The sequence below is a fragment of the Paenibacillus sp. FSL P2-0136 genome (genome assembly GCF_037975325.1).
GTDB lineage: Bacteria > Bacillota > Bacilli > Paenibacillales > Paenibacillaceae > Paenibacillus_AQ > Paenibacillus_AQ silagei.
On record NZ_CP150244.1, the window covers coordinates 1,684,023 to 1,695,902 of the forward strand.

Here is an 11,880-nt window from a genome sequence, read left to right on the forward strand (position 1 = left end):
TTGCGTTTATACTAGTATGACAGTCCGGAAGTATCGACGGGAGGAGACTATAATGCAAACGCTGTATTTGGGCTGTTTGGCGCTGGGTATTTTATTTGCCTTAGTGAGTGTAGTGTTGGGCGACCTGATCGGGAGCGCTCTGGACGGGATTTTTGACATCGTATCCTTTGATTTCCTGAATCCTACCCTATTGGCAGGAGGGATCACTGTATTCGGTGGAGCAGGCATGCTGCTGGGCCGCTACAGCGGACTGGGAGATGGCGTAATTCTTGCCTTGTCCCTGCTGGTTGCGGCATTCATGGGCGTATTGATGCATTTGGTGGTAGTGAAGCCAATGAGGAACAGTGAGATGTCGAACGGCTTCTCCATGAATGAACTGCCGGGTAAGATCGGTGAGGTTACCGTCCCGGTCCCCGGCACAGGCTACGGTGAGATTATGGTGAAGTTCGGTGCAGGTAACAGCCTGCATACGGCGGCCAGCTTCGAGCAGCATGCACTGCCGGCCGGAATCAAGGTTGTAGTAGTTGAGGTACGTGAGGGTGTAGCACTTGTATCTGAATTCGAAGAGAGAAAAGGAGTGGACTTATGATGCTAGAAAATATTCCAGAATCCCTGTTTATACCTGCGATAGTAATCGCTGTACTGCTTGTCCTCGGACTCGCCTTCTGGGCGCGTTACAAGACGGTTGGCCCGGATGAAGGTATGATCGTCACCGGTTCCTTCCTGGGCAACAATCATATATCAGATGATGGCTCCGGCCGCAAAATCAAAATCGTCCGCGGCGGCGGTGCGTTCATTCTGCCTGTCTTCCAGAAAGCGGAGTTCATGTCTCTGCTCTCCCATAAGCTCGATGTGACGACCCCGGAGGTCTATACGGAGCAAGGCGTGCCGGTCATTGCCGACGGGGTCGCCATCATCAAGGTAGGCAGCTCCACGGAAGATGTGGCAACAGCAGCCGAGCAGTTCATGGGCAAGCCGATTGAATCCCTGAAGAGTGAAGCGCAGGAAGTGCTGGAAGGACATCTGCGGGCGATTCTTGGTACGATGACCGTAGAAGAGGTCTACCGCAACCGGGACCGCTTCGCCCAGGAGGTTCAGGGGGTTGCCGCCCGTGACCTCAAGAAGATGGGACTCCAGATTGTCTCATTTACCATCAAGGACGTACGTGATAAGCACGGATACCTGGAAGCGCTGGGTAAACCGCGGATTGCCGCAGTGAAGCGGGATGCGGAGATTGCGGAAGCGGAAGCTGTCCGTGATGCGCGGATTCAGAAGGCCAATGCCGAGGAGCAGGGGCAGAAGGCGGAGCTGCTGCGGGATACCAACATCGCCGAAGCATCGAAGGAGAACCAGCTCAAGGTCGCAGCGTTCAAACGCGATCAGGATACTGCCAAAGCGGAAGCCGACCAGGCGTACCACATTCAGGAGGCGCGTGCCAAGCAGACCGTGGTGGAAGAGCAGATGAAGGTTGAGCTGGTCCGCAAGGAACGCGAAATCGATATTCAGGCGAAGGAAATCCAGGTACGCGAGAAGCAGTATGATGCTGAAGTGAAGAAGAAAGCGGAAGCAGACCGTTATGCGGTCGAGCAGGCGGCGGAAGCCGACAAGGCCAAGCGCATGCGTGAAGCCGACGCCCTGCAGTATAGTATCGAGAAGCAGGCTCAGGCTACGTCCGAGCAGAAACGTCTGGAAGGTCAGGCGATTGCGGATGCAGAGCTGGCCAAAGGTAAAGCAGAGTCTGAAGTTATCCGTCTGCGCGGTCTGGCGGAAGCGGAAGCCAAGGAGAAGCTGGCAGAAGCCTTCCAGAAATTCGGCGAAGCGGCGGTTCTCGATATTATCGTCAAAATGCTGCCTGAGCTGGCCGGGAAGATTGCCGAGCCGCTGGCGTCTATCGACAAGCTGACTGTGGTGGATACCGGCAACGGTGAAGGAGCTGCGCGTGTCAGTAATTATGTGACCCAACTGATGTCCACAGCCCCTGAAATGCTCAAAAGCGTGTCCGGCATTGATGTCGAGGCGCTGATCAAAGGGCTGACCAAGGGCAAGACGGAGCCTAAGGACGTGGTGAGACATACAGCGGCGCCCATAACCTCTGTCGTCACCAGACCGGCCCCAGCTGCTCCGGTCACTCCGGCACAACCGGTGGAACCTTCAGAACACCCTGAAGGATAAGAGCAGAGCAAGCCACCAAGGTATGGCAGGCAGCAGTAACGCCAGCCATACCTTTTTTACAAGAATTTAACTATATAAAGGGCACTATAGAAATAAACAAAAAGCAAAAGAAGCGGAGGGGAAATTTGGAACTGTAGGAGCGGTAGCGACCGCCTTTGTCACCGGATTTCACCCGCGAAGGCGGAATAAATCAAGAAATCTGGTGACAACAGCGGCCGGAAGTCCAAATGTTCACCGCAGTGACGATGAAGCTTCAAGTTCAAAACTTAAGTGCGTCTTATATAAGCAGAGATTCTTTATCATTCGCGCTGAAACGGAGGCAGGCATGGAGCTTATACTGGATAATATACGCAAGAGCTTTGACGGCAGAGAGGTGTTGAAGGGGATTGATTTTACCTTTGAGCAAGGCAAGATATACGGCTTGCTCGGCCGTAACGGCGCGGGGAAGACCTCGTTGTTCAACTGCCTGAGCGGGGAGATCCAAATGGATAGCGGCGGGGCTTTTCTGCGGAGAGATGAGGTGAGTCTTCCGCTGCTTGAGGAGGAGATCGGCTACGTCTTCTCCTTGCCGATTCTGCCGGACTTCCTGACCGGTTATGAGTTTGTGAAGTTCTACATGGACATCAATAAGGGTAAGATACAAGCGGACCGGACCATCGAGGAATATTTCGATATCATCCGTTTTGAGGAGGCGGACAGGCACCGTCTGATCAAGGGCTATTCCCACGGGATGAAGAACAAAATTCAGATGCTGTGCTTTATCATCTCCCGTCCGCCGCTGATCCTGCTGGATGAGCCATTAACCTCGTTCGATGTGGTAGTGGCACTGGAGATCAAGAAGCTGTTGCGGGAGATGAAGCAGGATCATATCATTATTTTCTCCACTCATATTCTGCAGCTGGCCGCCGATCTCTGCGATGAGCTGGTTATTCTGAATAACGGTACACTGCGGGAGATTCCGGCGGAGACCCTGCACAGTCCGGAATTTGAAGAGCAGATTATTGCCCTGCTGAAGGATGAGGATCATGATTAGGACGCTGAAGGCGATTCTGGAAGTGCGGGGGATGTCCGGCGCTAACCGCCTGATGTTCTATATCCGTAAGCTCCCGGTGCTGGGTAAGCTGGTCCCGGCCTCTGTCTACTCGGAAACCACGCTGAAGCGGACCTTATCTGTTATCGTGCATATCCTCAAGGTACTTATGGCCTTTGCGACGAAGTTCGCTTATCTTGGGATCATGATCTATCTGCCGGTGAAGTTCATCGGTAATGATATCAGCTTATCCCTTTCTGTTCAGTACCAGCTCTATTTGCAGATGCTGCTGTGTATAAGCTTCCTTACGGCCGGGGTTTCCAGCGCGGTTATTCTGGAGCCGAAGCGGGATAAATACATATTCGTGAAGCTGATGAGGCTGCCGGCAGAGCGGTATATGCGGACCACACTGACCTTGCGCGGGATCAGCTTCCTGGTTACTTTTATTCCGGCTATGCTGGTCTTCGGGATTCTTCTCGGTGCTCCGCTGTGGCATGGGGCGGTTCTTACGCTGCTGCTGACGTTCTGGCGTACGGCGTGCGAGGCGCTGCATCTGTGGGTGTTTGACCGCTACGGCATGGTTATTGTCAAAAAAACAAGCTGGATCTGGACCGCCATCGGCGCTGGCTATCTGCTGGCCTATCTTCCGCTGCTCCCCGGATATGCGGTAGTAGAGAGCGGAATGCTGTTCAATCTGCCTGTGGTGCTTGGCGTGCTGGTGCTGGGAACCTTAAGTGCGGTCTATATCGCCCGTTATAAGGACTATACGAATGCCGTCGATGCCGTCACCAAAATCGATGATCCGCTGCTCGACATGGGACGGATGATGAAAGAAGCACGGGTGAAGGATGTGGCCACCCAAGATCAGCACTACTCGGCGGAACAACAGAATCAAGAGAAGTTCGAGGGGAAAAGCGGGTACGCTTACCTGAATGCAATCTTTTTCTCACGTCACCGGCGGCTGATCACCAGTCCGATTCAACGGCGGCTGGTTATTATTGGATCGCTCTTTTCCGCGGCTTTGCTGACGATGCTGTTGTCGCAATCCGCTTTTACCAAACTGACTCATTATCTGATTACCGCGTTGCCGACCTTCCTGATCATTATGAACTACACGTCCATTGGCGAACGCCTCTGCAAGGCGATGTTCTATAACTGTGATCTCAGCCTGCTGCGCTACGGATTCTACCGTGAACAATCGGCGATTCTAAGCAACTTCCGTATCCGGCTGCTGCGTATCAGCGTGCTTAATCTGATCCCGGCTGCCGCGATCTGCCTGGCGGTGAACCTGCTATTGGTGCTGTCAGCGGAGAGTTGGGGCGCGGGGGATGCCGTACTCTTTTGCGTGACTATTGTGGCGCTGTCCCTGTTCTTCTCGGTGCATCATCTGTTCATGTACTACATCTTCCAGCCCTACAGCACGGAGCTGAATGTGAAGAATCCGTTCTTTACGATTGTGAACAGTGTGGTGCTGGGGGTCGGATTCATCGCGATGCAGTTCAAGAGTGAGCCTGGAATGTTTGCCGTGATCGTAGTGCTTTCTGCTGTGGTGTATATGCTGGCTGCGCTGATCATGGTATACAGGTTCTCAGGCCGGACGTTTCGGGTGAAATGAATGGAGCCCGCGGGCGGTTTGCGGCACCCTTCTAATTTGGGATTCTTGATGTTATGATAGGAGCTTAAGGTAACGAATCACACGCTGAAACATGTATCGTGCTGCTGGAATAGATCAGGATTCAGAAGTAAAAGAGGTGTCGGAAGTGAGCAGCATTACCGTGGGCAAGGTGCTTAATAATAACGTTATCATTGCCGAGCATCCCCAATATGCCGAGGTTGTGGTGATTGGCAAGGGGATCGGCTTCAACCGTAAAACGCGGGACCGGATCAATCTGTCCTCCGTAGAGAAGATGTTCATTCTGCGCAGCCAGGAGGAGCAGGAGCAATACAAGCAGCTGGTGCCGCAGGTAGATGAGAAGCTGATTGAGGTGGTCCAGGAGATTGTGCTGCATATTATGCAGAGCAGCCGCCAGACGCTGAATGAGCATATCCATATTGCCCTTACCGACCATATTTCCTTTGCGATCCGCAGAAGCGAGCAGCATATGGCTATTCATAATCCGTTTCTGTACGAGACCCGGGAGATTTATCCGGAGGAATACAGTCTGGCGGAATATGCGGTGGAGCGGATCAATGAGGTGATGAAGGTGACGCTGCCGCCGGATGAAATCGGGTTCGTGGCTCTGCATATTGTCAGTGCGCTCAGCAACCGCCATATCTCTGAGGTGAAGCAGCATTCCGAGCTCATCGGGGACATGGTGGGACTGGTCGAGGATAGCCTGGAATACCGCATTCCGCGGGATTCTCTGGACTATTCAAGGCTGGTGACCCATTTGCGGTTCGTTCTGGAGCGTCTGCGCCGGGGAGAGACTGTGCGCGAGACCTCGTCCCTGGATGGACTAATGAAGCGGGAGTATCCCGAGATGTACATGCTTGCCTGGAAGCTGACGAAGGTGATTGAGCAGCGGGTGCGCATTCCGGTATATCCGGCCGAGGTCAGCTATCTGACGATTCATCTGCAGCGTATTGCCCAGAAGAAGGAAGATGAGCCGGAGCTGGAGGAGTAGACCGGCTTCAGGCGATTTTGGGGCTTGCAACTTCAAATCAATGGTGCTACAATGATCCCTGTTATGAAACAGAAGCAGAATACCAACGTGTAACTGATACGATCAGGCATGAGTGATTTACAGTATTATGGTTGTCCTGCCCCAACTTGGGGTACTCTAACGTTAGCGTTAGTGTGGCAATCCATGTGCTGTATTGCTCATGCCTTTTTTGGCTTCTGTTGACAGAAATTAAGGATTAGGAAGTGACCTTGAATGTTTAAAAAATTATTTGGCGTTCTGCAGAGAGTCGGTAAAGCGCTAATGCTTCCTGTTGCCATTCTGCCTGCAGCGGGTCTGCTGCTTGGAATCGGGAACATGCTGGTGAATCCGGACTTCCTGCAATACGTGCCTGCACTGGAGAATAATATCGTACAGGCCATTGCCACAGTACTAATGAACTCCGGGCAAATCGTATTCGATAACCTGTCCCTGCTCTTTGCAGTCGGCGTAGCTATCGGGCTGGCCGGAGGTGAAGGCGTGGCCGGGCTGGCAGCGATTATCGGCTTCCTGGTGATGAACGTAACCATGGGTACGGTAGTCGGTGTCAATGCTTACGTGCTGACCTGGAAGGATTTCTCGTATTCCAGTGTGCTGGGGATTCCCACCTTGCAAACCGGGGTCTTCGGTGGTATTCTGGTCGGGATATTGGCCGCATCCATGTACAAAAGGTTCTTCCGTATAGAATTGCCGTCGTATCTGGGCTTCTTCGCGGGTAAACGTTTCGTACCGATTATGACGGCAGTGACCTCCCTGATGCTCGGTCTTGCGCTCACGATTGTGTGGCCGCCGATCCAGCATGGTCTGAACTATGTGTCACAGAGTATGATTAATACCAACCTGACGCTGTCGGCCTTTATCTTCGGGGTCATCGAGCGCTCCCTGATTCCGTTCGGCCTGCACCATATCTTCTATTCACCGTTCTGGTATGAATTCGGAAGCTATATTGACAAGGCCGGCGATCTGGTCCGCGGGGACCAGCGGATCTTCATGCAGCAGCTTCGTGACGGTGTGGAGTTCACAGCGGGTACATTTACAACCGGTAAATATCCGTTCATGATGTTCGGTCTTCCGGCAGCGGCTCTTGCGATCTACCATGAGTCGAAGCCTGAGAACAGACGGATTGTCGGAAGCTTGATGATCTCGGCTGCGCTGACCTCGTTCCTGACAGGGATCACCGAGCCGCTGGAATTCTCCTTCCTGTTCGTGGCTCCGCTGCTGTTCGCCGTCCATGCTGTATTCGCAGGACTGTCCTTCATGACCATGCACCTCTTGAATGTCAAAATCGGCATGACCTTCTCCGGCGGGTTCATCGACTATGTGCTGTTCGGTGTCATTCCGAACCGTACCGCCTGGTGGCTGGTTATCCCGGTAGGTCTGGTACTGGCTGTGATCTATTACTTCGGGTTCCGGTTCGTCATCCGTAAGTTCAACCTGAAGACTCCCGGCCGTGAGGATGCCTCCGAGGATGAGGATGAGGTAAGCTTGGAGAGTGTGTCCAAGGCAGGCGACGATCTGCCGCGCAACATTCTGTCCGCCCTGGGCGGCAAAGAGAACATCACCCATCTGGATGCCTGCATTACGCGCCTGCGGGTCGAAGTGAAGGACAAAGCGGGCGTAGACAAGAACCGGCTGAAGAAGCTGGGTGCGTCTGGTGTTCTTGAAGTGGGTAACAACGTACAAGCGATCTTCGGCACACGTTCGGACACGATCAAGTCACAGATTCAGGATGTCATGAACGGCAGAACACCGGCTGCAGCCCCTGCTGCTCCGAAGCCGGAGCTTGAACAACAGGCCGGCGAGCAGGGCGACGCTATTATCCATGAGGATATCGTATCCCCGGTAAACGGCGAGCTGATGGATATTACAGAGGTTCCTGATGCGGTCTTCTCGCAGAAAATGACCGGTGACGGCTTCGCCTTCCTGTCCGAAGACGGCAAGATTGCTTCGCCGGTATACGGCAAGGTATTCAACGTATTCCCTAGTAAGCACGCCATTGGCATCATGTCAGACGGCGGCAAGGAAGTCCTTGTGCATATCGGGGTCAACACCGTTAAGCTTAAGGGCCAGGGCTTCACGGTTCTGGTGGAGGAAGGCGATCTGGTAGCTGCCGGACAGCCGATTATGGAAGTGGATATGGAGTATGTGAAGGCGAATGCACCTTCTGTCATCTCTCCGGTCATCTTCTCCAACCTGCCGGAAGGCTCCTCCGTTACCTTGAATAAGCCGGGCAGAGTCGTCATCGGCGACAAGGATATCATCACCATTCAGTAAAATGTGCAATGGCGAAGCGCTTCCATTATAATGAAGGGGAGCGCAAGCCTTCACTATAATTCACCATCCCAAATTAACAGAAAGCGAGTTGGATTATATTATGCAAACAACTTTCAGAATTATTGACGAAGACGGAATTCACGCACGCCCGGCAACAGCGCTGGTAAATACAGCTACAAAATTCAAAGGCACTGAAGCTTTTGCAGAAGCTAAAGGCAAAAAAGTTACCCTTAAATCCATCCTGGGCGTTCTCTCCCTGGGCCTTGAAGCAGGAGATACCCTGACTCTTATTACTGAAGGCAGTGAAGAAGCAGAAGCACTGAACGCGTTGCAGGAGGTTATGGTTAAAGAAGGGCTGGGAGAAGTTCATGAATAAAATTTCAGGAATCGCGGCTTCCGCAGGTATTGCAGTAGCCCGTGCCTTTATCCTGGAACACCCGGACTATACCATTACCAAAACAGCGGTCACGGATGTGGACGCTGAGCTTGCGAAGCTGAATGACGCCCTGGACAAATCCAGAGGCGAACTTCAGACCATCAAAGAGCGTACCCTGGCTGAGCTTGGCGAGAAGAAGGCGGAGATTTTCGAATCACATCTGCTGATCCTTGATGATCCTGAGCTCATTACCCCTGTAATGGACAAAATCCGTGAGGAATCGGTAAATGCGGACTACGCACTGAATGAAGTAGCTAATCAATTCGTGGAAATGTTCCAGAACATGAAGAGCGCTTACCTGCAGGAACGTGCAGCAGATATGCGTGACGTAACCAAACGTGTGCTGAACCACCTGCTTGGCATTCACTATGTGAGCCCGGCTGAGATCAGTGAAGAGGTTATCGTTATTGCCCTGGATCTGACCCCATCGGATACAGCACAGCTTAACCGCAACTTCGTCAAAGGCTTCACCACCAATATCGGCGGACGGACTTCCCATTCGGCCATTATGGCCCGTTCCCTGGAGATTCCGGCGGTTGTGGGCACGAAGAACGTGATGTCCCTGGTCAAAGCAGGCGATCTGGTTATCGTGGATGGTCTGAGCGGCGATGTGCTGATCAACCCTTCCGAAGCTGAGGTAGCCGAGTATACAGCGAAGCAGGAAGCTTACAATCTTCAGATTGCTGAATGGAAAAAGCTCCGCGACGAGCCAACGGTATCTGCCGACGGCAAGCATGTAGAGCTGGCAGCCAACATCGGGACTCCGAATGATGTGACTGGCGTTATTGAGAACGGCGGCGAAGGTGTAGGTCTGTACCGCACCGAGTTCCTCTATATGGGCCGCGACAAGCTGCCTTCCGAAGAGATCCAGTATAATGCCTACAAGACCGTGCTTGAGAATATGCAAGGCAAGCCGGTTGTAGTGCGTACGCTGGATATCGGCGGAGACAAGGAGCTGCCTTATCTGGAGCTGCCGAAGGAAATGAACCCGTTCCTCGGCTACCGTGCGATCCGTCTCTGTCTGGACCGTCAGGATATCTTCCGCACCCAGCTGCGTGCCTTGCTCAGAGCAAGTGCCCACGGCGACCTGCGCATTATGTTCCCGATGATCGCTACCCTTGGTGAATTCCGTGCAGCCCGTGATCTGCTGCTGGAAGAGAAGGCCAAGCTGCGTGAAGAAGGCAAAGAAGTGTCCGACAGCATCCAGCTGGGCATCATGGTAGAGATTCCTTCGACGGCTGTACTGGCGGATCAGTTCGCCAAGGAAGTGGATTTCTTCAGTATCGGAACCAACGATCTTATCCAATATACAATGGCTGCGGACCGTATGAATGAACAGGTAGCCTACCTGTATCAGCCGTACAACCCGGCAATTCTGCGACTGGTCAAAATCGTCATTGATGCTGCACACGCCGAAGGCAAGTGGACCGGGATGTGCGGAGAAATGGCGGGGGATGCCACAGCTATTCCTCTGCTGCTCGGTCTTGGCCTCGATGAATTCAGCATGAGCGCTACCTCCATCCTGCCAGCACGCAGCCAGATCTCGAAGCTGTCTGCGGCCGACATGAAGGAAATGGCTGCCCAGGCCCTGCAGCTCGGCACGGCCGAGGAAGTAGCCGCACTGGTGCAGTCCCGCGTGAATTAATTCTTTACTCAAGCATTGGTTTATAACTCCAACTACTTTCCGGCCCCCTTTACAGGGGGCTTTTTTTTGCGGTTATTTGAATTTCAGCAAATCTGGAACCGCCCGCCCGGGCGTTATTTTATATAATGTGTCCATTACTTTCGGAGGGTGGAACCATTGTGCAGAGATTCAGTGCTTCACAGATTTATTTGATCCATGTGTTTATGTTGTCGCTTGCCGCCAGTACGATATTCACAACCTACAGTATTTATTATGTAGTTGACCTTAAGCTGAATCCGCTTCAGCTTGTGCTGATTGGAACGGTGCTGGAGATAACGGTGCTTGTGTTCGAGGGAATAACAGGGGTGGTCGCCGATACCTATAGCCGCAGGCTGTCAGTCATCATTGCCGTGTTCGTTGTGGGGAGTGCCTTTGTCCTTGAAGGGAGTATTATCTGGATCATGCATCCGGATTCCCTGTTGCCTGCCTTCGGCTGGCTGCTGATCTCCCAGATGCTGTACGGGATCGGCTGGACCTTCCTGAGCGGAGCGGATACCGCATGGATCGTGGACGAGCTTGGAGAAGAGCAGACGGGAAGACTCTTCATGCGCTCCAAAATATTTGGCTTAAGCGCTTCCCTGCTGGGCATCGCGGTCAGCGTAGGATTATCCCATGTTGCGTCTAATCTCCCTTTTCTGGCGGGTGGAGTCATCTATTTCGTCCTGGGGTTCATATTGATCCGGTACATGAAAGAGACGGGGTTCATACGCCGGAAGCGTGCGCCGCATTCCTCCGCTATTCGTGAGTTGGGCAAGACCTGGGTCAGCGGCGCCTCGATCCTGAGGCATCATCCGTTGCTCCTGCTGCTGACGGTTGTAACTTTATTTAGCGGCGCTGCGTCAGAAGGATATGACCGTCTGTGGCAAGTCTTTCTTATGAATGAAGTCGGGTTCCCGGAGATTGGAGTCTCGATGGCGGCTGGCTTCGGGCTGATCAGTGCGGCGACGACTCTGCTGGGTGTGCTGGCTGTCTATATAGCCGGGACAATCATTGATTTGCAAAAGGAACGTCAAGTAGCGGCCGCGTTGTTCCTCCTGACCTCCGTCCGTGCTGGCTGCATTATAATGGTGGCACTTGCTCCTAATTTCTACTGGGCTATCGGGGCGGTACTGCTCCTGGGGGTGGTCGCTTCGGTCAGCGACCCGATCTATACCACCTGGCTGAACACGAAGCTGCCATCCCGGAACCGGGCTACACTCTTGTCGATGATCAGCCAGTCCGATGCCCTGGGACAGAGTGCAGGCGGTCCGGTTGTAGGTTATATCGGCAGCCGGATCTCTATCCGAGCTTCGCTGCTGTCGGCAGGCTTCCTGCTGGTACCTGTGATTGCGTTATACGGCAGGGTGCTGCGGAAGCGGTCCTGATGTTTTGGAACTTAAATCGCTTAATTCCCCGGCGATCCATGCCGATATAGGATATATCCGGTGACACAATTCAACCCTTAACCCAGACCTGTGAACATAGTGTTACATATTATATAATGAACCCTATGTAGCAATTCCGGCGTCATCCGCTTGCAGAGCTGTGCAAGTACAAAGTATTAGTTAAGCAGAATGTGGACATAGCTTGATAGTAATAGAATGATAGTTCTCCGGGAGTATTACGGATGAGCATAGGGATGGTG

General features: G+C 53.0%; 9 protein-coding genes. All 9 read left to right on the forward strand.

Annotated features, from left to right (window positions below):
* Positions 1 to 52: 52 nt before the first annotated feature.
* The 9 genes from NYE26_RS06995 to NYE26_RS07035 all read left to right on the forward strand — a co-directional run bounded on the left by NYE26_RS06995 (position 53) and on the right by NYE26_RS07035 (position 11,620).
* Positions 53 to 589, forward strand: a complete 537-nt coding sequence (locus tag NYE26_RS06995; RefSeq protein ID WP_339254890.1) for a protease — start codon at positions 53 to 55, stop codon at positions 587 to 589.
* A complete protein-coding gene (locus NYE26_RS07000; protein ID WP_209878459.1) occupies positions 589 to 2,172 on the forward strand; it encodes a flotillin family protein in 1,584 nt (527 codons plus the stop codon). The genes NYE26_RS06995 and NYE26_RS07000 overlap by 1 nt, the downstream gene beginning before the upstream one ends.
* A 325-nt stretch (positions 2,173 to 2,497) precedes the next feature.
* Entirely contained in the window at positions 2,498 to 3,205 is a 708-nt protein-coding gene (locus NYE26_RS07005) for an ABC transporter ATP-binding protein (RefSeq protein WP_076082681.1), read from the forward strand.
* Positions 3,198 to 4,817, forward strand: coding sequence for a hypothetical protein (locus NYE26_RS07010; protein ID WP_339254893.1), 1,620 nt, complete (start codon positions 3,198 to 3,200; stop codon positions 4,815 to 4,817). The genes NYE26_RS07005 and NYE26_RS07010 overlap by 8 nt, the downstream gene beginning before the upstream one ends.
* Positions 4,818 to 4,962: 145 nt before the next feature.
* Positions 4,963 to 5,826 carry a PRD domain-containing protein gene (locus NYE26_RS07015; RefSeq protein WP_339254895.1) on the forward strand — a complete coding sequence of 288 codons (864 nt, stop codon included), beginning with the start codon at positions 4,963 to 4,965 and terminating at the stop codon, positions 5,824 to 5,826.
* 252 nt (positions 5,827 to 6,078) lie between these two features.
* Positions 6,079 to 8,136 (forward strand): glucose-specific PTS transporter subunit IIBC, encoded by a 2,058-nt coding sequence (ptsG, locus tag NYE26_RS07020; RefSeq protein WP_339254897.1) that lies wholly within the window; start codon positions 6,079 to 6,081, stop codon positions 8,134 to 8,136.
* Between the two features lie 100 nt (positions 8,137 to 8,236).
* The gene (locus tag NYE26_RS07025) at positions 8,237 to 8,512 is read left to right on the forward strand and encodes an HPr family phosphocarrier protein (RefSeq protein WP_036696683.1); all 276 of its coding nucleotides are present in this window, start codon (positions 8,237 to 8,239) and stop codon (positions 8,510 to 8,512) included.
* The gene (gene ptsP, locus NYE26_RS07030) at positions 8,505 to 10,217 is read left to right on the forward strand and encodes a phosphoenolpyruvate--protein phosphotransferase (RefSeq protein WP_339254899.1); all 1,713 of its coding nucleotides are present in this window, start codon (positions 8,505 to 8,507) and stop codon (positions 10,215 to 10,217) included. Before NYE26_RS07025 ends, ptsP begins: the two co-directional genes overlap by 8 nt.
* A 158-nt stretch (positions 10,218 to 10,375) precedes the next feature.
* A complete protein-coding gene (locus tag NYE26_RS07035; protein ID WP_339254901.1) occupies positions 10,376 to 11,620 on the forward strand; it encodes an MFS transporter in 1,245 nt (414 codons plus the stop codon).
* Positions 11,621 to 11,880: the final 260 nt, after the last annotated feature.